We start from the raw sequence: 23718 nt of genomic DNA, 5'->3' as shown, positions 1-23718 counted from the left end.
TGGCGGGGGCGGGTCCGCCCGCCCCCCCCCCCCCCCCCCGCGGCGGGACCGGCACCGCCCGGTTCGTCCTCAAGAAGATCATCGAAGGACTCATCAGCATCGTGCTGGTGATCGTGCTGTTCTTCTTCCTCTTCCGGATGCTGCCCGGCGACCCGGTCGCCGCCATGACCCGCGACCGCGCCACCAGCCCCCAGCAGATCGCCGAGCTGCGCGAGAAGATGGGCGTCGACAAGCCCATCTTCGTCCAGTTCGGCCAGTACTTCTGGAACCTGCTGCACGGCGACCTCGGCGAATCCCGGCTGCTCAACAACGGCCGCCCGGTCGCCGACATGATCGGCGAACGGCTCTGGCCGACCATCCTGCTCGTCGGCAGCGCCACCATCCTCGCGGTTGTCATCGGCCTGTGGCTGGGCATCCGCGCCGCCTGGCGCCGCGACAGCTTCTTCGACCGCGCCCAGACCGGGATCGCGCTGACCCTCTGGTCGGTCCCGCAGTTCTGGCTCGGCCTGATGCTGCTCGTGCTGACCAACGGCCTGTTCCCCAGCCGCGGCATGCACTCCCCGGACGCCGCGCCCGACGTCCTCTCCCAGACCCTCGACGTCCTGCACCACCTGGTGCTGCCGTGCCTGACGCTGCTGGCGGTGTTCTACGCCCAGTACATGCTGATCATGCGGTCGTCGCTGCTGGGGGAGATGAACGCCGACTACCTCACCACCGCCCGCGCCAAGGGCCTGCGCGACGACCTCGTCCGCAAGCGCCACGCCGTCCCCAACGCGCTGCTGCCGACCACCACGCTGGTGTTCATGCAGTTCGGCGCGGTCGTCGCCGGCGCGGTCACCGTCGAAGCCGTGTTCAGCTGGCCCGGCCTCGGCCAGCTGACCTACGACGCGCTGCACGGCCCCGACCTGCCGGTGCTCCAGGGCGTGTTCACCGTGCTGGCGAGCGCGGTGGTGCTGATGAACCTGCTCGCGGAGCTGCTCTACCGCGTGCTCGACCCCAGGGTGCGTACCTCATGACCACCGCCGAAACGCCGCGGCAGATCGCCTGGAGCCGCCGGCGCGCGTCGATCGCCCGGACCTGGCGCGAGTTCGCCGGGCAGCGGGCCGCGCTCATCGGGCTGGTCCTGCTGGGCGCCACCGTCGTCGTCGCGCTGCTGCTGCCGCTGATCAGCGACCAGAGCGGCCTCGACGTCACCAAGGCGACCGGCGAGCCGCTGTCCCCGCCCAACGGCGACTTCTGGCTCGGTACGGACAACTTCGGCCGTTCGGTGCTGCTGATGACCATCTGGGGCAGCCGGATCTCCCTGCTCGTCGGGTTCTCCGCGGCGCTGCTGTCGGTCATCATCGGCACGCTCATCGGCATCACCGCCGCGCACTTCGGCGGCTGGGTGTCGGCGACGCTGCTGCGGTTCACCGACTTCTTCCTGGTCCTGCCCTCGCTGATCCTCGCGATCGCGCTCTCGGCGGTGCTGCCCAAGGGCGTCGGCACGATCATCGTCGCCATCGGCCTCACCGCCTGGCCCAGCACCGCCCGGCTCGTCCGGGCGCAGACGCTGACCATCGAGAGCCGCCCGTACATCGAGCGCTCGCACGCCCTCGGCGGCGGCCACCTGCACGTCATCGGCAAGCACGTCCTGCCCGGCGTCATGCCGCTCGTGCTGGCCAACACCACGTTGGTGGTCGGCAACGCGGTCATCGCCGACGCGACCCTGTCGTTCCTCGGCGTCGGCGACCCCAACTCCGTCACCTGGGGCCTGGTGCTGGAAAGCGCGCTCAACAACGGCGCCATCAGCCGCGGCGCGTGGTGGAACGTGCTCCCGCCGGGCATCGCGATCGTGCTCGTCGTCCTCTTCTTCACCCTGGTCGGCCGGGGCCTGGAGACCGTGCTCAACCCGAGGTTGAAGAAGTGACCACCCCGCTGCTGCAGCTCAAGGACCTCACCGTCACCTACGCCGTGGGCGAGCAGGAGGTGCCCGCCGTCCGCGGCGTCGACCTGAGTCTCGACCCCGGCGGCACCCTCGGCGTCGCGGGGGAGTCCGGCTCGGGCAAGTCCACCGTCGCGATGAGCGTCCTGCGGCTGCTGCCGCACACGGCGACGATCACCGGGGAGATCGTCCTCGACGGCGAAGACGTCACCGCGATGAAGTGGGGCCGCCTGCGCGCGGTCCGCTGGGCCGAGGCGTCGGTGGTGTTCCAGGGCGCCATGCACGCCCTCAACCCGGTCCGCAAGATCGGCGACCAGATCGCCGAGCCGCTGCGACTGCACCCGCCCGAGGGCGGCAAGGCGCTCACCGACGCCGCTGTCGACGCCCGCGTCGCCGAGCTGCTCACCCAGGTCGACCTGCCCCCGGGCCGCGCCGGCGCCTACCCCCACGAGCTCTCGGGCGGGCAGAAGCAGCGCGTCATGATCGCGATGGCCCTGGCCTGCTCGCCCCGGCTGATCATCGCCGACGAGCCGACCACCGCCCTCGACGTCATCGTCCAGGCCCAGGTGCTCGACCTGCTCTCGCGGCTGGTCGCCGAGCAGGACATCGGCCTGATCATGATCAGCCACGACCTGTCCGTGCTCGCCGCCACCTGCAAGCGCATCGCCGTGATGTACGACGGGCAGATCGTCGAAGAAGGCCCCAGCGCCGAGGTGATGGGCTCGCCGAAGCACGAACACACCCAGGCGCTCGCGGCGGCGTTCCCGACGGTCGGGGACCCGGTGTCGCGCTTCGCCCCGGCGACCAGCAACCCGCTGCCACCGGAGCCCGCGGACCGCGCCCCGGGCGGGGAACCGCTGCTGGCCGCGGAGAACCTGCGGGTGTCCTTCCGCGACCGCACCGGCAAGCGCATCGACGCCGTCGCCGGGGTCGACCTCGCCATCGCCCGCGACGAGATCGTCGCCCTGGTCGGGCAGTCCGGCTCCGGGAAGACGACCCTCGCCCGCACCCTGCTCGGCCTGCAGAAACCCGACTCCGGCGTGGTCCGCTACGCCGGGAACCCGGTCCCGTCCGGCGGCGCCGGGCTCAAGGCCTACCGGCGGCAGGTGCAGCTCGTCCTGCAGGACCCGACCAGCGCGCTCAACCCCGCCCACACGGTTTACGAAGCCGTCGCGGAAGGCCCCCGCATCCACAAGCTCGCCGACGAGCGCGCCGTCGTCCACCGGGCCTTGGAGGCCGCGGAGCTGCGGCCCGCCGAGAAGTACGCCGACCGGCTCCCGCACCAGCTCTCCGGCGGCCAGCGCCAGCGCGTCGTCATCGCCGGTGCCCTCGCCCTCGAACCGTCGGTGGTGGTGGCCGACGAACCGGTCGCGTCCCTCGACGCGTCCGTCCGCGGCGAGATCCTCGCGCTGCTGCTGCGGCTGCGCCGCGAGCTCGGCCTCGCCGCCCTGGTGATCACCCACGACCTCGGCCTGGCCTGGAACATCGCCGACCGCGTCGCCGTGATGTACCGCGGCGAGCTCGTCGAAACCGGGACGGTGGAACAAGTCCTGCTCGATCCGCAGCACGAATACACGAAGTCCCTGCTGGCCGCCCTGCCCGGCGGCACCGCCCAGCGCCGCACCGTCGCGAACTGACCGCGACGTGACGTCGAAAAACTGATACTGCGGGAAGCCCGCTTCAGCGCAGTGTGTAACCTCCGAACGGAAATGGCGACCACCACCGACCCCGCGCAGACGTCCTCGACCACGCTGGCCGAGCGACTTCTCACGCCTTCGCGATTCCCGTACCGCACGATCGCGATGGGCACGGTCGGCAGCACGCTGCTCATGATCGCCGCCTTCGGCGCCGGCGGCATCCTGATCAAGGACCCCGTGCTCGGCCACGGCCCGCTCTCGTGGATCCGCTACGGCCACGGGCGCATGCTCGCCAACGCCGTCCTCTACACCGGCTTCGGCCTCGTCGTGTGGGCCTGGGTCCGGCTCGGCCGCTACGTGCTGCTCGGCCGCGTCGGCAGCCGTCCCATCCTCATCGCCGCCGGCTGCTGGATGGCGCCGCTGCTCATCTCGCCGCCGCTGTTCACCCGCGACGTCTTCTCCTACCTCGGCCAGGGCGCCCAGCTGCTCTACGGGCTCGACCCGTACGCCAACGGCCCCGCCGAGCTCGACGTGCTGCCGAACGTCGTGCAGAACGTCCACCCGCTCTGGCAGACGACCCCCGCGCCGTACGGGCCGCTGTTCCTGCTGATCTCCAAGGGCGTCGTCTCGGTCAGCGGCGACAACATGATCCTCGGCGTCATCCTCATGCGCCTGGTCCTGCTCGTCGGCCTGGTCGGCACGCTCTGGGCGCTCCCGCGGCTGGTCAAGCACCTCGGCGGCAAGCTCCCGGTCGCGCTGTGGCTCGCCGTCGCCAGCCCGATGATGGTCATCCACCTCTTCGGCGGCCCGCACAACGACCTGATGATGCTCGCCTTCCTCACCATCGGCGTCCTCGCCGCCCTGGAGAAGAAGCACGTCGTCGCGGTCGTCCTGGTCACGATCGGGATGCTGATCAAGCCGACGGCCGCGATCGCGCTGCCGTTCATCGTCTGGATGTGGGCCAACCACCTCGAAGGCGAGTCGAAGGTCCGCAACTTCCTGCGCGCCGGCGCCGCCTCGGTGGGGCTGTTCCTGCCGGTGTTCGTCGCCGGCACGTGGATCTCGCTCGGCTCGCTCAACATGGGCTGGTGGTCCGGGCTCAAGGCCCCGCAGCTCATCGCGAACTGGCTGAACATCCCCACCGGCATCGGCGAGGTGTTCTACAACCTGGTCCACATCGTCGTGGACGTCCAGGTCTCGCCGTTCGTCACGGTCGCCCGCGCGGCCGGCATGCTCGTCCTGATCGCCTTCGGCGTCCGCCAGTGGTGGCTCGGCCGCGGCGGCGGCACCGAAGCCGTCTACCGCGCCGGGATCTCGCTGCTCGCGGTCGCGATCCTCATGCCGCCGACCCTGCCGTGGTACCTGACCTGGGGTTTCGTGCTCCTGTCGGCGTTCAAGTGGCAGCCCCGCCACCTGGCGCTCGTGGTGGCGGTGTCGGTGTTCGTGACGCTGGTGTACTACCCGACCGGCGAGCAGGCCCTGTACGACTGGTGGTTCATCGCCCTGGTCGTGGTGGCGAGCCTGTACTCGGCGGCTTCCCTGCTGCGCCCCGACCCGCTGGGCCTCATCGACGCGTGGCGGCGCCCGGAGAAGTTCCTCCGCGACTAAGAACCGGTCCAGCCGCGCCAGGTGTGGATCTCCGTCACCACCACCGCGTGCTCCGGCGGCCGCTCCGCGTACTGCTCGTACTTCGCCACCAGCCACGAGACCGGCTCGGCGCGTTCGTCGTCGGACAGCACCCGCGCGACGCCGTCGGCCCGGGCCCACCACAGCCGCGACCAGTCCTCGGCATACCCGTCGGCCAGGAAGCACACCGCCGGGTTCTCCGCGATGTTGCGCAGCCGTCGCAGCGACGTCGTCGACTTCGGTTTGTGGTCCACCGCGAACACCACCGTGTCGCCGCGCACCGCGAACGTCACCGGCACCAGGTGCGGGACCCCGGCCGCCGACACCGTCGCCAGCCGGGCGACCCGCGCCGCGGCGAACCGTTCCCGGGCCTCGTCCGGAGTCATGACAGCGCCGGGGAGCCGAACGTCAGCGTCCCCAGGTCCGCGTCCAGCTCCACCGGCAAGCCCAGCGGCAACGTCGGCGACGACGCCACGTGCCCGAACCCGAACTCCGCCACCACCGGCACCCCCAACGGTCCCAGCCGCTCCACCATCAGCGCACGCACGTCCGCCGGGTCACCGCACGCCGCCCACGAACCCAGCACGATCCCGCGGACGCCGGAAAACCAGCCGCTGCGCAGCAGCTGCGTCAGCATCCGGTCCAGCCGGTACACGCTCTCGGTGACGTCCTCCAGCAGCACCACCGCGTCCTGCGCCGAACCTTGCTCCGGAGTTCCGAGCCCCGCCGCCAGCAGCGACAGGTTCCCGCCGGTCAACCGGCCCGACGCCCGGCCCGGCACCAGCGCCGAACCGCCGCGCACCACCAGATTCCGCTCGGGGTCGAACAGGGACCGCCGCAGGTGCTCCACCGCGAAGTCGTCGAACAGCACGCTCGCCGGCATCGGGGAGAACAAACTGGACAGTCCCAAGTGGACATCCACCGCCCGGTGCAACGCCGTGATGTCCGACGACCCGGCCAGCACCTTCGGCCCCGCCTCGCGCAACGCGGCCCAGTCCACCAGGTCCAGCATCCGCTGCACGCCGTAGCCGCCCCGCGCCGCCAGCACGCACCGCACACCCGGGTCCAGCCACGCGTCGGTGAACTCCGCCGCCCGCGCGGCGTCCGAAGCGGACAGATACGGCGGCGACCCCGGCTCGGCGCGCACGCACGGCCCGATCCGCAGCTCGACACCCCAGCCGCGCAGCACCGGGATCGCCTTCTCCAGCAGGTCCGCCGGCACCGGTCCGGCCGGTGCGACCACCGCGATCGTGTCGCCCGCCCGCAGGCGCGGCGGCCTCACTTCGACAGCTCCAGCCGCGCCACGCCCGGTGTGTCGAACCCGAGCACCTGACCGTAGAACGACAGCTCCGCCTCCAGTGCCGCCACGATCGTCGCGGCCTGCCGGAACCCGTGCTGCTCCCCGGGGAAGCGCTGGTAGGCGTACGGGATCCCGCGCCCTTCCAGCCCGGCCACGAACCGGTCCGCCTGCTCCGGCGGGCAGATCCGGTCCTCCAGCCCCTGCTGGAACAGCACCGGCCCGGCCAGCGACGCCGAGTTCGCCAGCGGCGACCGCTCGACGTAACGCTGCCTCGTCTGCGGCAGCGGGCCGACCAGCCCGTCCAGGTACCGCGACTCGAAGTCGTGCGTGTCGCCCTCGGTACCGGTCCACCCGGCCAGGTCCAGCACCGGGTACATCACCGTGCCCGCCCGGTACGTCTTCGTCGTGGTCAGCGACGCCGCCGCGGTGAACCCGCCCGCGCTGCCGCCGCGGATCGCGAGCCGGTCGCCGTCGGCCAGCCCGGCCGCCACCAGCGCCTCGGCCACCGCGACGCAGTCCGCGACGTCCACCACGCCCCACTGCTCCCGCAGCCGCTCCCGGTAGGCCCGCCCGAAGCCGGTCGACCCGCCGTAGTTCACCGCCGCCACCGCGATGCCCCGGCTCGTGAAGTACGCCAGCTCCAGATCCAGCATCGGCAGGTACTGCCCGGTCGGCCCGCCGTGGACGTGCACCAGCAACGGCGGACGCTCGTCCTCGGGCGCCGCGAAGTCCGGGTTCGCCGGCCGGTACAGCACCACCGGCACCGTCTCACCGTCCGCCGTCGTGAACACCCGCTCCTCCGGCACCGGCAGGAACGCCGCCGGCAGCTCCGGCTGCGGCGTCAGGTCGGTCACCCCGCCATCGAGGGAGACGTGCACGACCGCGGCTTCCCGGACCGGGCCGCCCGCGATCCCGGCGACCCCGTCACCGAAGACGGCGAGCCCCGTCGACGACCACGCCGTCAATTCCTCGGCCACCGGTGTCACCGAGCCGTCCGTCTCGTCGAGCACGGCCAGCCGCCCCGACACGAGCACCGCGTGCCGCCCGCCGCCGAGCGGGGCGAACCACCGCGAACCGGCCTTCCACAACGGCCCGCCCAGCTCCCGCTCGACCGGCGCGAGATTCGTCAGGGCCCCGTCGAGCCCGATCCGGTGCAGGTTCCACCAGCCGTCCGGGTCCAGCAGGGCCAGCAGCGTCGCCGGCGTCTCCCACTCGACCTGGCACACCGAGACGTCCGCACCGCCGGCCAGCACGCGGTGCGGCCCGAAGGATCCGTCCTCGGCGACGGGAGCCACGCACAGCTCGGTCCCGTCCCACGGCATCGCCGGGTGGTTCCAGCCGAACCACGCCGCGTGCCGCCCGTCCGGCGACAGCTTCGGCACGGTCAGGAAGTGATGACCGGCGGCCAGCACCCGCTCGGCGCCGCCGTCGAGGGCGATCGCCACGAGCTCCCGCTCGATGTCGGTGGGCCGCGGTCCGACGCTGCGTTCGCGGACCGCGAACACCTCACCGGGCCGCCCGGCCCGCAGGTCGCCGTAACGGACGCTTTGGGGCTGCGCGGGCTCCGGTGTCAGCGGCACCACACCGGTTTCGCTCACCGCGTAAACCCGCTGATCGGCCCAGTGCGTGAACACCACCACGCCGTCGACGACGGCCCAGGGTCGCCCGCCGTATTCGTGCAGCCGGTTGCGGACGTTCCACGGCGCCGGCAGCACGTCCTCGGTACCCCCTGGCACCGCCCGGACCAGGGCGACCCGTCCCTGCTCACCGGGCCGCGCCTCGGCCCACCACACCTCGTCCCCGACGACGTCGAGCCACTGCGGGCCGCCACCGGCGGCGGCCACCTCGGCGGCGGTGATGGGCGAGGACCAGGTTCCGTACGGGGAGATCCGAGACACCCCCAGAGGCTAGCGGCCCGCGAAGGGTGGGGCGGCGGATGCCGATCATGCGCCCGTGGCCTAGGGTCGACAGTGCTATGTCTCGCGTAATCCACGTCTTCCGCCAGCCGGATCGGTTCGTCGCCGGCACCGTCGGCGAGCCCGGCGATCGCACGTTCTACCTCCAGGCGTCGGAGGACGTGCGCACCATCAGCGTCAGCATCGAAAAGCAGCAGGTCGTCGTCCTCGCGGAGCGCCTCAGCTCACTGCTCGAGGAAGTCGCCAGCCGCTTCGGTGCCGACATCCCCGACGACGTCCCCGACGACCAGCTCGACGTCGACCCCCTCACCGTCCCGGTCGAGGAGGAGTTCCGCGTCGGCACCATGGGTCTCGGCTGGGACGCCGACAGCAGCGCCGTCGTCATCGAGCTGCTCGCCATCACCGAGGGCGAGGTCGACGAGACGGTCGTGCTCGACGACACCGAAGAGGGCCCCGACGCCGTCCGCGTCTTCCTCACCCCGGTCGGCGCCCGCGCCTTCGCCGAGCGCGCCGACCGCGTCGTCAACGCCGGCCGCAAGCCCTGCCCGCTGTGCGGGGAGCCGCTCGACCCGACCGGGCACATCTGCCCCCGGCAGAACGGCTACCGGCGCGAGACCGACGCGGACGAAGACTGACCATGGCGAGAACCCCCGCGGAGCCGCCGGCTCAGCCCGACCCGGCGGACCCCGCGTCCCGCGAACTCGTCACGCACGGCCGCATCGACGTCGAAGGACGGCTCGTCGACGCCTCCAACGTCACGCTCTTCTGCGCCATCGAGCTCGACGGCGTCACCGGCCGGGTCGTGTACAAGCCGGTGTCGGGGGAGCGGCCGCTGTGGGACTTCCCCGACGGGACCCTCGCCGGCCGCGAGGTCGCCACCGCCATCATCAGCGAGGCGGCCGGCATCGGCGCGATCCCGCCGACCGTCCTGCGCGACGGGCCGTTCGGCCCCGGCATGGTCCAGCTGTGGATCGAGACGACCGAAGACGACGTCGTCGAGGTCCGCGCTCCTGACGACCTTCCCGAGGACTGGCGCGTCGTGCTGCACGCCCACGACCGGCTCGGCGAACCCGCGGTGCTGGCCCACGCCGACCACCCCGGGCTGCGCGACCTCGCCGTCCTCGACATCGTCGTCAACAACACCGACCGCAAGGGCGGGCACCTGCTGCCCGGCCTCGATGGCCGCGTCTACGGCGTCGACCACGGCATCTGCCTGCACACCGACCCCAAGCTGCGGACCGTGCTGTGGGGCTGGATCGGCGAACCGGTACCGCCGGACACCGTCGAGAAGCTGCGCAAGCTGCGCTCGGAGATCGACGGCGGCCTCGGCAAGACGCTGTCCGAGCACATCACGAAGTTCGAGATCCGGGCGCTGGCCGAACGCACCGACTTGCTGCTGGCCGAAGGCATCTTCCCCGAACCCGGCGACGACTGGCGCGCCATCCCGTGGCCGCTGTTTTGATTTCCGACGTTCTCGACTCCGCCGCCCGTGCGCGGCTGGTCGACCGCTTCGGCGCGGACCTGGCCGAACCTTGGTGCGACGCACTCCCGGGCCTGGTCGCCCGGCTGAGCGCGCGGTGGGGACTCGAGGTCCGCGAAGCCCGGCCCGGCAACACCGGCCGTACGCTGCTGTGCACCGGTCCCGCGGGTGACCTGCGAGTTCTCAAGCTGACCCCCGATCCCGAAGTCGCCCGGCTCGAGCTCACCGGGCTGCGCGCGTGGGCCGGTTGCTCCCGCGTCGTCCAGGTGCTCGACGCCGACCTCGACGCCAACGCCATCCTTCTCGAGGGGCTCGTCCCGGGCACCCAGCTGGACGGCGACGTCCCGTGGGCCGAGATCGGCGAGATGCTCGACCAGTTGCATTCCGTCGAACCGGTGGGGCAGTTCGGCCGGCTGGCCGACGGCATCGACTTCATCTTCACGCTCTCCGAACGCCGCCGCCGTGAGTCCCCGGCCGCGGAACACCTGAGCGCCGAAGTCCTGCAGAAGGGCCGAGAGCGGGCGATGGAATTGGCCACCAGCGGGCCGGTGGCGCTCATCCACGGCGACCTGCACCCGGCGAACGTCCTCGACGCCGGGCCCGGCCGCGGCGCCGTCGCCATCGACCCGCGCCCCGGCATCGGCGACCCGTCGCTCGACGCCATCGACTGGATGTTCGTCCCCATGGCGAAGGGCGGCACGATCGACGACGGCCTCGCCGCGCTCGCCCCGCACGTGACGGACTTCGACGCCGAGCGCGTCCGCGCCTGGTGCGTCGCGATGGCCCCGCTGGTCGCGCTGTCGCCGCTGCGCCGCGGCGAGCGGTCGCCGTTCACCGACGCCGTCCTGGAGTTGGCGCGCTGACCGGCGTGGCATGACCCGTCCGGGTGCCGGAGACCACTAGCGTGCCGGGTCGTGCGCTCCCATTCCTATGACGACGTGCTCGCCGGCCCGCGCCGCAAGAAGGTGCCGGAAGTCCCCGCCGAGCCCGGTCTCGTGGTCGAAGACCCGGCCAGCGGCTACTGCGGCGCGGTGGTGAAGATCGAGTACGGCAACGTCGTGCTCGAAGACGCCAAGGGCCGCCACCGCGTCTTCCCGCTCGAACCCGCAGGCTTCCTGCTGGAGGGCAAGCCGGTGACACTGGTGCCGGTCAAGGTGGTGAAGGCGCCGGTCAAGCAGGTTTCGGCGTCCGGGTCGGTGAAGGTGCAGGGCCTGCAGGCCCGCGTCGCCCGCGACTCGCGCATCTGGGTCGAGGGCAAGCACGACGCCGAGCTGGTCGAACGCGTCTGGGGACACGACCTGCGCGTCGAAGGGGTCGTCGTGGAGCCCCTGGACGGCGTCGACGTGCTCTCCGACCGGATCGCCGAGTTCGGGACCGGCGCCGCGCGTCGACTGGGTGTGCTCGTCGACCACCTCGTCCGCGGCAGCAAGGAGTCCCGGCTCGTCGAGGCCGTCCACGACGAGAACGTGCTGGTCACCGGGCATCCCTACATCGACGTCTGGGAGGCCGTGCGGCCCGCCGCGGTCGGGATCAAGGCGTGGCCGAAGATCCCGCGTGGCACCGAGTGGAAGCAGGGGATCTGCGACGCGCTCGGCTGGGGGCAACCTTATGAAGGCTGGCAACGTGTCCTGAGCGGGGTGAGCAGTTTCCGCGACCTCGAGACCCCGCTCATCGGGGCCGTGGAGCGGCTCATCGACTTCGTCACCGAGCCGACGGAAGAGGACTGAATGTCTGAATTGTCCAAGGTCACGCGAAGGTCACGTCCAGTCACTACGTCGGTGCGAACCGGCGCGATCTGAGAGCATGAAGCCATGGCATGGGCAGTGGTCTGGTTGATCGTCGGCATCGCCCTGATGATCGCGGAAGTCGTCTCCGGCGACTTCGTGCTGATCATGCTGGGCGTCGGCGCGCTGTTCGGCGCCGGAGCCGACGTGCTCACCGGGAACCTCTTCATCGACGTCGCCGTGTTCGCCGTCGCCTCGGTCGGGATGCTCGTGCTGGTCCGGCCGGCGCTCAAGCGGCACTTCCTCGCCGGCACCGGCCACCGCACCGGCATCGAGGCCCTGATCGGCGCCCGCGCCGTCGTCGTGTCCACAGTGGACTACGAGGCCGGGCAGGTGAAGCTGGCCGGTGACGTCTGGTCCGCGCGCAGCCTCTCGGAGCACCACGAGCCGATCAAGCCCGGCACGTCCGTCACGGTCGTCGAGATCTCGGGTGCCACCGCCGTCGTGTCGGCCGAGCCGTGAGCCTGGGGCTCGTCGTCGTCCCCGAGGGCCGGGCCGCGGTGATCGAACGCGGCGGGCGGTTCCGCGCCGTGCTGGGCCCCGGCCGCCACTTCGTGGTGCCGTTCGCCGACACCGTCCGCGCCCGCGTCGACCTCGGCGAGCAGATCCTGTCCGCGCCGCCCCGGGTCATCGAGACCGGCGACGGACGGGAAGTCCACATCGGATTCGAAGTCGTTTTCGCCGTCACCGATCCGCGGCTCGCGACGTACGAAATCACGAACCCGGCGATCGCGATCGAACAGCTGACCACCACGGCGTTGCGGCAGGAAGCGAGCCTGACGACGGCCGAGCGCGCCGTCACCGCACCGGGGGACCTCCACCGTACAGTGTGGACGGTCCTGCACGACACCACAGGACGTTGGGGGATCGCCACCCGGGAGCTGACGCTCGCGGTGAGCCCGCCCGCGGCGCCCGGAACACCGTCAACCGCGCAAGAATGGTACTAGGTAAGGGGAAGATCTCTTGACCACCACAGTAGCGATCGTCGTGGTCGTCTTACTGGCTCTCTTCGTGATCATCACGGTAGCCAAGGCGATCATGGTCGTTCCGCAGGCGCAGTCGGCGGTGATCGAGCGACTGGGCCGGTTCCGCACGGTGGCGTCGCCGGGCCTGACCTTCCTGGTGCCGTTCCTGGACAAGGTGCGCGCCCGGATCGACCTGCGCGAGCAGGTCGTCTCGTTCCCGCCGCAGCCGGTCATCACCGAAGACAACCTGACGGTCTCGATCGACACCGTCGTGTACTTCCAGGTCACCGACTCGCGCGCCGCGGTCTACGAGATCTCGAACTACATCGTCGGTGTCGAGCAGCTGACCACCACCACGCTCCGCAACGTGGTCGGTGGCATGAGCCTCGAGCAGACGCTGACCTCGCGCGACTCGATCAACACGCAGCTGCGCGGCGTGCTCGACGAGGCGACCGGCCGCTGGGGCATCCGCGTCGGCCGCGTCGAGCTCAAGGCGATCGACCCGCCGCCCTCCATCCAGGACTCGATGGAGAAGCAGATGCGCGCCGACCGTGAGAAGCGCGCCATGATCCTCACCGCGGAAGGCCAGCGGGAGTCCGCGATCAAGACCGCGGAAGGCCAGAAGCAGAGCCAGATCCTCTCCGCCGAAGGTGCTCGTCAGGCCACCATCCTCGCCGCCGAGGCCGAGCGGCAGTCCCGCATCCTGCGGGCGCAGGGTGAGCGCGCCGCGCGGTACCTGCAGGCGCAGGGTCAGGCGAAGGCGATCGAGAAGGTGTTCGCCGCGATCAAGGCCGGCCGCCCGACGCCGGAGGTGCTGGCCTACCAGTACCTGCAGACGCTGCCGCAGATGGCGCAGGGCGACGCGAACAAGGTCTGGATGATCCCGAGCGACTACGGCAAGGCCCTCGAAGGCTTCGCCCGCGCGCTCGGCGCCCCCGGCGACGACGGTGTCTTCCGCTACGAGCCGCCGAAGGACGACACCGTCCCGGACAAGGTGGACCTCGACGACGAAGAGGTCGCCAGCTGGTTCGAGACGAAGAGCGACCCGAAGGTCGCCGAGGCCGTCGCGGCCGCGGAAGCCGTGGCGCGCCAGGAAGTCCCGGCCCTCGGGGTGCCGACCGGTGCCCCGCCCGCGCGGCCGGCGATCCCGCGTCCGGCCCAGCAGCAGCAGCCCGAGCTGGAGCAGGCGGAGGAGGAGCGGGGCACCGAGGTCACGTCCGCGCCCCAGCAGCAGCAACAGCCGCCGACCCCGCAGAGCGGGCAGGCGCTGCCGCAGCCGCAGTCCCCGGCCGGCCAGCCGCCCATCGGCCAGCCCCCGGGCGGCCAGTACCAGGGCCCGCCGCCGCAGTCCCCGCCGCCGGGCCAGTTCGGCGGCCCGCAGAACCCGGGCAGCGGACCGTTCCCGCAGCAGCCCCCGTTCGGCGGACCCCAAGGCGGCCCGCGCCGCTGACGCGCAATCCGTGAAGGCCACCTTGAGGAACTTAGAGTTCCTCAAGGTGGCCTTCACGGCGTTTCAGCCCGACCGGGTCAGGAGCGCTGGTACACGGTCACGTCGTCGATGTCGGCCTTCGAGCGGTCCTTCAGGAAGATCACGCAGACCACCGTGACCACCGCCGACAGGATGATGTAGCCCGAGATCGAGTACGGCGTCCCGGTCTGGTGCAGCAGCCACGTCGCCAGCAGCGGCGCCGGCCCGCCCGCGAACACCGACGCCAGCTGATAACCCAGCCCCGCGCCGCCGTAACGCAGGTGCGTCGGGAAGCTCTCGCCGATCAGCGCCGCCTGCGGGCCGTACTGCAGCGCGTGCGGGATGAACGACACCACGACCGCGACGAACACCAGCGCGTGGTTGCCGTGCGCCAGGATCGTGAAGTACGGGAACGCGATCACGCCGGTGAACACCGCCCCGGCCAGGTACACCCGTTTGCGGCCGACGCGGTCCGACAGCGCCGAGAAGAACGGGATCATCGCCAGCTCGCACGCGGCGCCGACGAGGACCGCGTTGAGCACGAACGTCTTGCTGAACTCGTGCCGCGACACGACGTAGACGAGCACGTAGCTGGTGAACAGGTAGAACGGCATCTGTTCGCTGAACCGCACGCCGGCCGAGAGCAGGATTTCGCGCCAGTGGTGGCGGATCGCGTCGAGCACCGGCGTCCGGGCCGTCTGCTGGTTCTTGATCAGTTTGGCGAACATCGGCGTCTCGAGGATCTTCAGCCGGATCACCAGGCCGACCGCGACCAGGATGAGGCTCGCCAGGAACGGCAGCCGCCAGCCCCAGGAGTCGAACGCTTCGGGGGAGAGGGTCGCCGACAGCAGGGTCATGCCGCCCGTGCCCAGCACCAGCCCGACCGGGACGCCGATCTGCGCGAAACTGCCGAGCAGTCCGCGTTTGCGCTGGTCGCCCCACTCCATCGCGAGCAGCACCGAACCACTCCACTCACCGCCGATGGCGATGCCCTGGATGAGCCGCAGCAGCACCAGGAGCAGCGGCGCGGCGAAGCCGATGGCCGCCGTCCCGGGCAGCATCCCGACGACGCCGGAGGAGATGCCCATCAGCAGCAGCGTGACGATCAGCGTGGCCTTGCGGCCGATCCGGTCACCCCAGTGCCCGAAGATCGCGGCGCCGACCGGGCGGGCGGCGAACCCGACCGCGTACGTCGCGAACGACTGCATGGCCCCCGCGTAAGCGCTCGAGGCGGGGAAGAACAGGTGCGGGAAGACCAACGCCGCCGCGGTGTTGTAGAGGAAGAAGTCGTACCACTCGATGGTCGTGCCGATCGCGCTCGCCAGCGCCGCACGCCGTACTTGTACTTTCCCGGACTTGCTGTCCGGTTCCACCTTGTGAGTGACTCCGTTGTCGCCCAAGACCATCTCTCAACACCTCCGGTGGCTGATGTCACACAACAGTGTGACGCCCGTCGACGGTTTCGGCGATCGATGACCGGTATCCCGTCCGGTCGGTGATGCACAAAGTGCAGGATCTGCAACTTTGCAGATCCTGCAACTTCCGCTACGGTGGACTCATGGACGCCAAAGGGCTGCGTGAGCGCAAGAAGCAGGAGACGCGCATCGCGTTGAGCTGGGCGGCCATCCGGCTGACCGTCGAACGCGGCTACGCCCAGGTCCGGATCGAGGACATCGCCGCCGAAGCCGGGGTGTCCACCCGGACCTTCAGCAACTACTTCGGCACCAAGGGCGAGGCCATCGTGGCCCGCCACCATGAGCGGGCCCGCGCGATCGCCTCGGCACTGCGGGAACGCCCGGCCGGCGAGCCGATCTGGGAAGCCATCACCGCGGCCGCGCTGACCGGGTTCGCCCTGGGCGAGCCGGTGACCGAAGGACAGGTCCCCGACCAGTCGTGGCTGGCCGGGATCCGGCTGATGGTCGCGGAACCCGCACTGCAGAGCGAGTTCCACAAGGCCGGGGCGGCGGGCGAAGCCGAGATCGCCCGGGTCGTCGCCGAACGCACCGGCACCGACGCCGAGGCGGACGTCTACCCGAAGCTCGTCGCGGGTGTCGTCGCCACCGCGCTCAACGTCGTCACGCAGCAGTGGCTCAGGACCGAGCCGCCGCGCCCGATGGAAGACCTGCTCCAGGACGTGTTCGCCCGGCTTGCCGCCGGCCTGCCCGAACCGCGCTGAACCCAGTCTCTCCACACCCGGCAGGGTCGCCGGGCTTGTTCGTCATGCCCTTTCACCGCAAGGAGTTCCGCCATGGAAGACGTCGTCATCGCGGGTGCCGGACCGAACGGTCTCATGCTCGCCTGCGAACTCGCGCTCGCCGGTATCCGCCCGCTGGTCCTGGAGCGGCTGCCCGAGCCGACCGAGGAGAACCGCGCGAACGGCCTGGTCGGCCAGGTCGTTCGCCTCCTCGACCGCCGCGGGCTGCACGACCGGCTCGCCGGCCCGATCGGGCCGCCCGCCCCCGGGTTCGTCTTCGGGGCGATGCGCCTCGACCTCACCCTCGCCGACCACAACTCGCTCAACATCCTCGGCGTGCCCCAGCGGCGCATCGTGGCGATGCTCACCGAACGCGCGGCCGAGCTCGGCGTCGAGCTCCGCCGCGGCCACGAGCTCACCGGCCTGAGCCAGGACGCCGACGCCGTCACCCTCGACTTCGACGGCCCGGACGGACCGGGCCGGCTCACCACCAGGTACCTCGTCGGCGCCGAGGGCGGGCGCAGCATCACGCGCAAGCTCGCCGGCATCGGCTTCCCCGGCGTGACCGAAGACCGCACCCTCTCCATCACCGCGAACGCCACCGTCCCCGCGGAGTTCGTCGACGCCGCGTCCGGTGGGCTGAACGTGCCCGGCCACGGCGTCATCCCGCCGTTCTTCCACTACCGCACCGAAACCGGCCTGTTCGTCTACGCGCCGTTCCCCGCAGGCTCCCTCGTCACCACGCTGGAGTGGACCGACGACGAGGAACCCGAGGGCGAGCCGCTGATGACCCTCGACGACCAGCGCGCCTCCATCGAGCGGGTGCTCGGCTTCGACCTGCCCATCGGGCCGCCGGAGGGCGACGGACCACACCTGTTGCGACGCCTGCGGGGCCGCAACACCCGGCTGGCCGACCGGTACCGCGAGGGCCGGGTCCTGCTGCTCGGCGACGCGGCGCACGTCCACTCCGGGATCGGCGGCCCGGGCCTGAACCTCGGCCTGCAGGACGCGGTCGCCCTCGGCTGGAAGCTCGCCGCCGAGCTGCACGGCTGGGCGCCGGCCGGGCTGCTCGACACCTACGAGAGCGAACGCCGCCCGGTCGCCGAGCGCGTCGTCATGCACACCCAGGCCCAGTCCGCGCTGATCGCGCCGGACCGCGACGTCACCGCGTTGCGGCACCTGTTCGGTGAACTGCTGCGACTGCCCAGCACTGTGCAGCACATCGCCGACCTGATGTCCGGCGCGGACGTCCGGTACGAACCGGGCACCGACCACCCGCTCGACGGCCGGTGGGCCCCGGACCTGGTGCTCGACGGCGGAACCCGGCTCGCCGAGCTGACCCGCACCGCCCGGCCGCTGCTGCTGGACTTCACCAGCTCACTGCGCGACGAGCTGCACGGCTGGACCGACCGCGTCGACCTCGTCGAGGGCAAGGCGGAGGGGGACGCGTCCGCGTTGCTGATCCGGCCCGACGGCTACGTCGCCTGGGCGACCAGCTCGGCCGAACCCGACGACACCGAGCGGAAGGCACTGCGCTCGGCGCTCGAACGCTGGTTCGGCACCCCCGTTGACATGTAGGAGAACTCCTACGTATTGTCGCGGGCATGACGATCACCCACGTGCAGTTCCTGACCCTGCCCGTCGCCGACCACGCCCGCGCGCGGGACTTCTACGTCGGCAAGCTCGGCTTCGAAGCGCTCGTCGACCGCCGCACGCCCGAGGGCGGCCGGTTCGTGATGGTCGCCCCGAAGGGCGCTAGGACGGGCGTGGTGCTGACCGACCAGCAGGTCGCCGGGATCGAGCCGGGCCCGCGGCACTTCCAGCTGCAGACCACCGACCTCGACGCCGACGTCGCCGCACTGCGGGCCGCCGGCGTCGAGGTCGCGGACCCGGACGAGCGGCCCTGGGGGCGCGCGACGTCCTTCAAGGACCTCGACGGCCACACCCTCGGCCTGCTCCAGCCGTCGGACTTCGGCAACGTGCCGAACTGATGCCGGTCAACGACGACGTCTTCGCCGCGTTGGCCAGCCCGGCGCGGCGGGAGGTCCTGCGGCTGCTGCTGCAGGGCCCGATGGCCGCCGGGTCGATCGCCGAACGGTTCGAGATGGCCCGGCCCAGCCTGTCGGAACACCTTCGGGTGCTCCGACAGGCGGGCCTGGTCAGCGAACAGCGGCAGGGCCGCAACCGCGTCTACCGTCTGGACGCGGCCCCGCTCGAAGAGGTCGCCGACTGGCTCACGCCCTACGAGCGGTTCTGGCGGAGCAAGCTCGCCAACCTGCGTGACCTGCTCGACGAAGAGGACGACCTGTGACCGACGACGACCCGACCGCGATCCACGTCGACCAGTTCCTCGCCCACCCGGCCCGCAAGGTCTGGCGCGCACTGACCGAGCCGGACTTGCTGGAACGCTGGATCACCATGCCCAACGACATCAAACCCGTGGTGGGGCACCGGTTCCAGCTGCTGGCCGAGCCGGTGCCCGCGGCCGGGTTCGCCGGCGGCCCGGTGGCGTGCGAAGTCCTGGAGGTCGAGTTCGAGCGCAAGCTCAGCTTCCGCTGGGGTCCGCAGTGGACGGTCACCTGGCGGCTGGAACCGGAGGGCACCGGCACCCGGCTCTTCCTCAGCCACGAAGGATTCGACCCGGACGACGAGTTCCAGCGCGTCTCCCGGCGCATCATGGGCGGCGGCTGGCGGTCCCACGTGCCACGCGCACTGGCCCGGCTGCTGGACGCGATGGACGACCCGGCCCCGTTACCATCGGGAGGTGACCCCCGCCGCCGCTGATCCCGCCGAGACGAAACCCCTGCGCGCCGACGCCCGGCGCAACCGGGCGCGCGTGCTGGAAGCGGCCGAGAGCGTCTTCGCCGCCAAGGGCACCGGAGCGCCGACCGAAGAGGTCGCCCGGGTCGCCGGCGTCGGCATCGGCACCGTGTTCCGGCACTTCCCGACGAAGGAAGCCCTCCTCGAGGCCGTGCTGGTGGCCCGGTTGCACCGGTTCGCCGACGAGGCCGAAGCGGTCGTGGCGGCCGACTCCGCGGACCCGGGCGCCGCGTTCTTCATCTTCCTCGCCGGCTGGATCGAGATGTCCAGCGCGAAGAACGCCTACTTCGAGGCGCTCACCGCCGCCGGGGTGAGCGTGCCGCACGCCAAGTCCGACATCGGCGCCCGGCTGCTCGGCGCGCTCGGGGTGCTGCTGTCCCGCGCCCAGGCCGCGGGCGCGGTCCGCGAGGACCTCGTCCCGGGCGAGCTGATCACGATCATCATCGGCGTGGCCAAGGCCGCCGAGTACGCGGGCCCGGACGCGCGGCTGCGCGACCGGGCCGTGACGATCCTCTTCGACGGCCTCCGCCCGCGGGGCTCAGCGGGGGACCGGCGCTGAGTCGACCGGCTCCAGCGCCGGGCGCTTCGCGGCCATGGTGTCCCCGGACGACTCGCCCCGCACGCGCCGCCGCACCCACGGCAGCGCGTGCTCCCGGGCCCACTGCAGGTTCTGGCTGCGGCGCGCGGCCGGGCTCAGCAGTTCGCGCGGCGCCAGTTCCGGGCTGAGCAGCGGGTGCTCGACGCCGAGGACCCGCAGCACCTCGATGGCGACCTCGGTGTGGCCGAGCGCGTTGAGGTGCAGGCGGTCCGGCGCCCAGAACCGGCGGTCGCACAGCTGCCGCATCGACCACAGGTCCACCAGCAGCGCGTCGTGGCGAGCCGCGATGCCCCGCACGAGCTCGTTGTAGATCGCCACCCGGCCGCGGATCGCGCGGAACAACGGGTCTTCGACGCCGTCGACCCCGGTGAACAGGATCAGGCGGGCGCCGGTGGCGCGGATCCGGGCGACGGCGGCTTCGTAGTCGGCGAGCATCGCGTCGATGTCGACCTTGGGCCGCATGAGGTCGTTGCCGCCGGCGTAGAGGGAGACGAGGTCCGGGTTCAGGGCGAGCCCCGCCTCGAGTTGCTCGCCCAGCACCTGCGGCAGCAGCTTGCCGCGGATGGCGAGGTTGGCGTAGCGGAAGCCAGGCTCGCGCGCGGCGAGCTGCTCGGCGACGCGGTCGGCCCAGCCCCGCACGCCGTTCGGGGCGGCCGGGTCGTCGTCCCCGACGCCTTCGGTGAACGAGTCCCCCATGACCACTAAGCGCTTGCTCATGTCTGCAGTCTAAGCAGGTGCCCGCCGGGAGGATCACGCCCGTCGGCATCACCCGGCCGGGATTCCGCCGGACGCGGAATGCGTGGCCCGCGCTCGGGCGCGACCGGTACACGGGAAGCATGACGGCCTACGACGCGATCGCCGACTGGTACGAGACGACGTTCCTCACCGCGCGGCACGACGATCCCCTGGACATCGGCGCGGCCCTGCGCGAACTGCTCGGCTCCGGCTCCGGACCCTGCCTCGAGCTGGGTTGCGGCACCGGCGTCCACGCGGGGACGGTCCGAGAGCTCGGCCGGACCCCGCTCGGCATCGACGTGTCCGCCGGGATGCTGCGCCACGCGGCGGCACGGCTGCCGGTCGCCCGAGGGGACGCCGAGGCACTCCCGGTCGCCACCGGATCGGTGCCCACCGTCGTGGCGGTCATGGTGCACACCGACATGCCCGCGTACCCGGCAGTGCTGCGCGAAGCGGCGCGGGTCTTGGCGCCCGGCGGGGTGTTCGTGCACGTCGGCGTGCATCCGTGCTTCTGCGGCGGGTTCGCCGACCGGTCCGACGAGCGGGCCGTCGTCATCCGGCCCGGCTACCGGGACCCCGGCTGGACCACGGCGTCGTGGACCGACCGAGGGCTGCGCGACAAGGTCGGCGCCGCCCACTTGCCGCTGCCCGCCCTGTTCCACGCGGTCCTCGACGCGGGGCTGACCTTCGAGCGGTTCGCCGAAGGCGGCAAGCCCACCCCGACGGTCCTCTCGTGGCGGGCGAGAAAACCTTCGCGGCATCTGTCGAATCCGGCCATCCTCGGCTGACGTCTTGGCAGGAGACCATCGAGGAGGCAGCCATGACGAAAGAGTTCGAGGTCGGGTTCGAGGGCACGCTGGCCGCCACGCCGGACCAATGCTGGCGTGCCGTCACCGTCGACGCGGGGAGCTGGTCCTGGCCGATTTCGTACGAGCCGTGGGTGGGCGGCCGCGAAACCGGGCTCACCTTCTACGGCGGCGAGGTCACCGTCTGGCAGCCCGGCGAGCGCTTCGCGACCCGGTGCGAGCAGGACGGCTGGTTCAACCAGCTCGACTACACCTTCGAACCCTGCGGCGACGCCACGCACCTGAAGTTCGTGCACCGCGGCGTCTTCCTCGAAGACTGGGACACCAACTACGACGCCTGCCGCAAGCACACCGCGTTCTACTACCACTCGCTCGGGCAGTACCTCGCGCACTTCCCCGGCCGCGCCGCCACCTACGCGATGACCGAGGCCCCCGAATCGTCCGCCGAGCCCGGCGGCTTCGCCAAGCTCAAGAAGGCGCTCGGTGTCCCGGAAGACGTCCAGGTGGGCGCCCGGGCGGCCGGCGGAATCGTCGACTACGTGACGCCGGACTTCCTCGGCGTCCGGACCGCGGACGCGCTCCTGCGGTTCTACGGCCGCGACGCGTTCGGCTGGCGGATCGGCGTCGGCCGGCACCACTTCGCCCCGGTCGACGCCGAAGCCGAGGAACTCGCCTGGCAGAGGCGGCTGGCGGAGATCTTCGCCTAGGCAGGAATCTGCCGGGCCCGGTGGTCGGCGACGTGGACGCGGGTCGCGCAGCGCGTCGAGCAGAACCGGCGGCGGCCGTTGCGCGAGGTGTCGACGTACGCCGTCTCGCAGCCTTCGCGGCCGCAGACGCCGAGGCGGTCCGGGGCCTCGCACACGAGGTGGGCGAGGCCGCCCGCGGTGTAGGCGCGGACGCGGCCGACCGGGCCGGCGTCTTCGGCCGAGTAGTGCAGGTGGGGCGGCTTGCCGTCGTGGGTGGCGATGTATGGCCGGCACGCCGCCTCCGCGAGCAGGTCGTTGACCAGCTCCGGGCGTGCCTCGGCGCCGGCGGCGAACACCGGCCGCAGCGAATGGGCCCAGGCGGCGATCCGCGTGGCTTCGTCGTCGGTCAGCGCCGCGATGGACATGCCGTTGTGGACCATCCCGTCCAGCAGCTCGCTCGCGGAGCCGGCGTTCACCAGGTCGGCGGCCACGAGCGCGGCCGGACCGCCGTAAGGGTTGAAGTGCACTAAGCCATTACAGCACGATCGGGGCATGGACGGAAACCGTTGCCCCCGCTGCGGCTGGCCGCTCGCCGAACTGCCGGCGAGCGCGGCCCGGCCCGCCACCCACCGGCTCGATTACGTGCACTGTGTCTGCGGCAGCTGGCTCGCCCGCTTCGACGGCGAGGTCGTCGGCGCGACGCGGGCGTGGCTGACCCGGTGACTCAGAGGTCGAGCACGCCCGCCGCGTTGTCGTTCCACTGGTCGACCCGGCGGATGTACTCGTACAGCGCGCGGCTGCCGCGTACCCAGCGCCCCTGGTCGGCGATCGCGAGGTCGTCGGCCCCGGCGCGGCGGGCCTCGGTGGCGAACCCGGACCGCAGGGAGTGCCCGGTCACCGGGTACGGCAGGCCGGCGCGGACGCCCGCCCGGGTGAGGATCTGGTTGACGCCGGTCGTGCTCAGGGCGGGCTCGCCGACGTTGCCGTGCCGGTCCACGCGGCGGAACGCGGGTCCCTCGGTGATGCCGGCGCCCGAGCGCCACGCGTGCCACGCCCGCACCGGGTCGGTGTCGGGGCTCTCGCGCCGCGGGACGACCATGTCGCCGGTGCTCTTGCCGTGCCGCACGGTCACCGCCAGGCCCCGGTCGTCGACCGGTTCGACGTCGGTGACCAGCAGGTTTGCCAGGTCGGAGCACCGGGCGGCGATCGGGAAGCCGATCAGGAGCATCGCGCGGTCGCGGGCGCCGGCGAGGGTGTCCGGGCAGGCCCGGGACATCGCCCGCAGATCCGTGAGCGTGACCATGGTGGCCTTGCCGCGGCCGCGCTGGATCCCCTCCCGGGCCAGCCGCTGCCGGTAGCCCTTCAGCGCCCGCCACGCGGCGCGGCTCGCTTCGGGGTCGACGACGACCTTGTGGTGCCGCAGCCCGGCGAGCGCGCCGGTGAGCCGCCGTTCGATCGTCGACGGCGCGGCCGGGGCGGCCCGCTCCGGAACTTCGGGCACGACGCGTTCGTCCGGCCGCAGCGTGCGGCCGCGTTCGAGCCAGACGACGAACCCGGTCAGGGCGCCGATCGACGCCGACAGCGGCGGGATCCCGGCTTCGGCGGTGTAGTCCTGCCACACCTGCCAGTCCTGGGCGTAGGCCTTGAGCGTGTTGGGCGGCCGTTGCCCGTCGACGTGCCGGGCGGCGGCTTCGTCGAGCAGGGCGAGCCGGTCCTGCGGGCTCGCGGCGGTGAGGGCGGCGTCGGTCACCGGTTCGAGCTCGGGCACGCGCCGAAGAT

The 23718-nt window shown here is 71.9% G+C and carries 27 protein-coding genes; 20 read left to right on the top strand and 7 right to left on the bottom strand.

Translation table 11 applies throughout. The features are described from left to right. From AB0M59_RS33270 to mptB, 4 genes are all read left to right on the top strand, one after another. Window positions 1-1016 (top strand): ABC transporter permease (locus tag AB0M59_RS33270; protein ID WP_364623304.1); only part of this gene is annotated, 1016 nt, incomplete at its 5' end. Continuing rightward, a complete protein-coding gene (locus AB0M59_RS33265; RefSeq protein ID WP_364623300.1) occupies window positions 1013-1909 on the top strand; it encodes an ABC transporter permease in 897 nt (298 codons plus the stop codon). The genes AB0M59_RS33270 and AB0M59_RS33265, both read left to right, overlap by 4 nt. Next, window positions 1906-3561 (top strand): ABC transporter ATP-binding protein, encoded by a 1656-nt coding sequence (locus tag AB0M59_RS33260; protein WP_364623297.1) that lies wholly within the window; start codon window positions 1906-1908, stop codon window positions 3559-3561. The genes AB0M59_RS33265 and AB0M59_RS33260 overlap by 4 nt, the downstream gene beginning before the upstream one ends. Before the next feature lie 72 nt (window positions 3562-3633). Then, window positions 3634-5169 carry a polyprenol phosphomannose-dependent alpha 1,6 mannosyltransferase MptB gene (gene mptB, locus AB0M59_RS33255; protein ID WP_364623294.1) on the top strand — a complete coding sequence of 512 codons (1536 nt, stop codon included), beginning with the start codon at window positions 3634-3636 and terminating at the stop codon, window positions 5167-5169. Here mptB and AB0M59_RS33250 read toward each other — a convergent pair. The 3 genes from AB0M59_RS33250 to AB0M59_RS33240 are packed head-to-tail and all read right to left on the bottom strand — an operon-like array spanning window position 5166 to window position 8385. Next, window positions 5166-5573: a TIGR03668 family PPOX class F420-dependent oxidoreductase gene (locus AB0M59_RS33250; RefSeq protein ID WP_364623291.1), complete on the bottom strand. Its 408-nt coding sequence runs from the start codon at window positions 5571-5573 to the stop codon at window positions 5166-5168. The genes mptB and AB0M59_RS33250 overlap by 4 nt on opposite strands. Further along, complete coding sequence (locus tag AB0M59_RS33245) at window positions 5570-6469, bottom strand: LD-carboxypeptidase (RefSeq protein ID WP_364623288.1); 900 nt, start codon at window positions 6467-6469, stop codon at window positions 5570-5572. Before AB0M59_RS33245 ends, AB0M59_RS33250 begins: the two co-directional genes overlap by 4 nt. Then, the gene (locus AB0M59_RS33240) at window positions 6466-8385 is read right to left on the bottom strand and encodes a prolyl oligopeptidase family serine peptidase (RefSeq protein WP_364623286.1); all 1920 of its coding nucleotides are present in this window, start codon (window positions 8383-8385) and stop codon (window positions 6466-6468) included. Before AB0M59_RS33240 ends, AB0M59_RS33245 begins: the two co-directional genes overlap by 4 nt. A 77-nt stretch (window positions 8386-8462) precedes the next feature. Here AB0M59_RS33240 and AB0M59_RS33235 point away from each other — a divergent pair, with 77 nt between their 5' ends. The 7 genes from AB0M59_RS33235 (at window position 8463) to AB0M59_RS33205 (ending at window position 14082) form a co-directional block, all read left to right on the top strand. Then, window positions 8463-9038: a DUF3090 domain-containing protein gene (locus AB0M59_RS33235; RefSeq protein ID WP_364623283.1), complete on the top strand. Its 576-nt coding sequence runs from the start codon at window positions 8463-8465 to the stop codon at window positions 9036-9038. Window positions 9039-9040: 2 nt separating this feature from the next. Then, complete coding sequence (locus AB0M59_RS33230; protein WP_364623280.1) at window positions 9041-9865, top strand: SCO1664 family protein; 825 nt, start codon at window positions 9041-9043, stop codon at window positions 9863-9865. After that, window positions 9850-10746 carry an aminoglycoside phosphotransferase family protein gene (locus AB0M59_RS33225; protein ID WP_364623278.1) on the top strand — a complete coding sequence of 299 codons (897 nt, stop codon included), beginning with the start codon at window positions 9850-9852 and terminating at the stop codon, window positions 10744-10746. Before AB0M59_RS33230 ends, AB0M59_RS33225 begins: the two co-directional genes overlap by 16 nt. Before the next feature lie 51 nt (window positions 10747-10797). Further along, window positions 10798-11610: a DUF3097 domain-containing protein gene (locus AB0M59_RS33220; protein ID WP_364623276.1), complete on the top strand. Its 813-nt coding sequence runs from the start codon at window positions 10798-10800 to the stop codon at window positions 11608-11610. 84 nt (window positions 11611-11694) lie between these two features. Continuing rightward, complete coding sequence (locus AB0M59_RS33215) at window positions 11695-12129, top strand: NfeD family protein (RefSeq protein WP_364623273.1); 435 nt, start codon at window positions 11695-11697, stop codon at window positions 12127-12129. After that, window positions 12126-12614 carry an SPFH domain-containing protein gene (locus AB0M59_RS33210; RefSeq protein WP_364623270.1) on the top strand — a complete coding sequence of 163 codons (489 nt, stop codon included), beginning with the start codon at window positions 12126-12128 and terminating at the stop codon, window positions 12612-12614. The genes AB0M59_RS33215 and AB0M59_RS33210 overlap by 4 nt, the downstream gene beginning before the upstream one ends. Window positions 12615-12705: 91 nt before the next feature. Further along, a complete protein-coding gene (locus AB0M59_RS33205; protein ID WP_364623307.1) occupies window positions 12706-14082 on the top strand; it encodes an SPFH domain-containing protein in 1377 nt (458 codons plus the stop codon). A gap of 77 nt (window positions 14083-14159) precedes the next feature. Here AB0M59_RS33205 and AB0M59_RS33200 read toward each other — a convergent pair whose 3' ends face one another. Next, window positions 14160-15506 (bottom strand): MFS transporter, encoded by a 1347-nt coding sequence (locus AB0M59_RS33200; RefSeq protein ID WP_364623267.1) that lies wholly within the window; start codon window positions 15504-15506, stop codon window positions 14160-14162. Window positions 15507-15658: 152 nt separating this feature from the next. Between AB0M59_RS33200 and AB0M59_RS33195 the strand changes: the two genes are divergently transcribed. The 6 genes from AB0M59_RS33195 to AB0M59_RS33170 all read left to right on the top strand — a co-directional run bounded on the left by AB0M59_RS33195 (window position 15659) and on the right by AB0M59_RS33170 (window position 19673). Next, window positions 15659-16276: a TetR family transcriptional regulator gene (locus AB0M59_RS33195; RefSeq protein ID WP_364623264.1), complete on the top strand. Its 618-nt coding sequence runs from the start codon at window positions 15659-15661 to the stop codon at window positions 16274-16276. Window positions 16277-16348: 72 nt separating this feature from the next. Further along, window positions 16349-17872 carry an FAD-dependent monooxygenase gene (locus AB0M59_RS33190; RefSeq protein WP_364623261.1) on the top strand — a complete coding sequence of 508 codons (1524 nt, stop codon included), beginning with the start codon at window positions 16349-16351 and terminating at the stop codon, window positions 17870-17872. A 26-nt stretch (window positions 17873-17898) separates the two neighbouring features. Continuing rightward, window positions 17899-18285 (top strand): VOC family protein, encoded by a 387-nt coding sequence (locus AB0M59_RS33185; RefSeq protein ID WP_364623259.1) that lies wholly within the window; start codon window positions 17899-17901, stop codon window positions 18283-18285. Continuing rightward, window positions 18285-18605, top strand: a complete 321-nt coding sequence (locus tag AB0M59_RS33180; protein WP_364623256.1) for a metalloregulator ArsR/SmtB family transcription factor — start codon at window positions 18285-18287, stop codon at window positions 18603-18605. The genes AB0M59_RS33185 and AB0M59_RS33180 overlap by 1 nt, the downstream gene beginning before the upstream one ends. Then, entirely contained in the window at window positions 18602-19078 is a 477-nt protein-coding gene (locus AB0M59_RS33175) for an SRPBCC domain-containing protein (protein WP_364623253.1), read from the top strand. Before AB0M59_RS33180 ends, AB0M59_RS33175 begins: the two co-directional genes overlap by 4 nt. After that, complete coding sequence (locus AB0M59_RS33170) at window positions 19059-19673, top strand: TetR/AcrR family transcriptional regulator (protein ID WP_364623250.1); 615 nt, start codon at window positions 19059-19061, stop codon at window positions 19671-19673. Before AB0M59_RS33175 ends, AB0M59_RS33170 begins: the two co-directional genes overlap by 20 nt. Here AB0M59_RS33170 and AB0M59_RS33165 read toward each other — a convergent pair. Further along, window positions 19653-20429: an SGNH/GDSL hydrolase family protein gene (locus tag AB0M59_RS33165; RefSeq protein ID WP_364623247.1), complete on the bottom strand. Its 777-nt coding sequence runs from the start codon at window positions 20427-20429 to the stop codon at window positions 19653-19655. The genes AB0M59_RS33170 and AB0M59_RS33165 overlap by 21 nt on opposite strands. A 119-nt stretch (window positions 20430-20548) precedes the next feature. Between AB0M59_RS33165 and AB0M59_RS33160 the strand changes: the two genes are divergently transcribed. Both AB0M59_RS33160 and AB0M59_RS33155 read left to right on the top strand, forming a co-directional pair. Continuing rightward, window positions 20549-21235: a class I SAM-dependent methyltransferase gene (locus AB0M59_RS33160; protein ID WP_364623245.1), complete on the top strand. Its 687-nt coding sequence runs from the start codon at window positions 20549-20551 to the stop codon at window positions 21233-21235. A 32-nt stretch (window positions 21236-21267) separates the two neighbouring features. Beyond that, a complete protein-coding gene (locus tag AB0M59_RS33155; protein ID WP_364623243.1) occupies window positions 21268-21960 on the top strand; it encodes an SRPBCC domain-containing protein in 693 nt (230 codons plus the stop codon). Here the strand turns inward: AB0M59_RS33155 and AB0M59_RS33150 are convergent. Next, window positions 21957-22466 carry a CGNR zinc finger domain-containing protein gene (locus AB0M59_RS33150; RefSeq protein WP_364623241.1) on the bottom strand — a complete coding sequence of 170 codons (510 nt, stop codon included), beginning with the start codon at window positions 22464-22466 and terminating at the stop codon, window positions 21957-21959. The two genes, AB0M59_RS33155 and AB0M59_RS33150, sit on opposite strands and share 4 nt — an antisense overlap. A gap of 25 nt (window positions 22467-22491) precedes the next feature. Between AB0M59_RS33150 and AB0M59_RS33145 the strand changes: the two genes are divergently transcribed. Continuing rightward, the gene (locus tag AB0M59_RS33145) at window positions 22492-22662 is read left to right on the top strand and encodes a hypothetical protein (RefSeq protein WP_364623239.1); all 171 of its coding nucleotides are present in this window, start codon (window positions 22492-22494) and stop codon (window positions 22660-22662) included. A gap of 1 nt (window position 22663) precedes the next feature. Here the strand turns inward: AB0M59_RS33145 and AB0M59_RS33140 are convergent, their stop codons facing one another. Beyond that, entirely contained in the window at window positions 22664-23707 is a 1044-nt protein-coding gene (locus AB0M59_RS33140) for a site-specific integrase (RefSeq protein WP_364623237.1), read from the bottom strand. Window positions 23708-23718: the final 11 nt, after the last annotated feature.

It is taken from the genome of Amycolatopsis sp. NPDC051371, from assembly GCF_040682155.1.
Taxonomy (GTDB): domain Bacteria; phylum Actinomycetota; class Actinomycetes; order Mycobacteriales; family Pseudonocardiaceae; genus Amycolatopsis.
The sequence above is the reverse complement of the archived record's forward strand: the minus strand, read 5'-3'. Positions and strand labels throughout refer to the sequence as shown.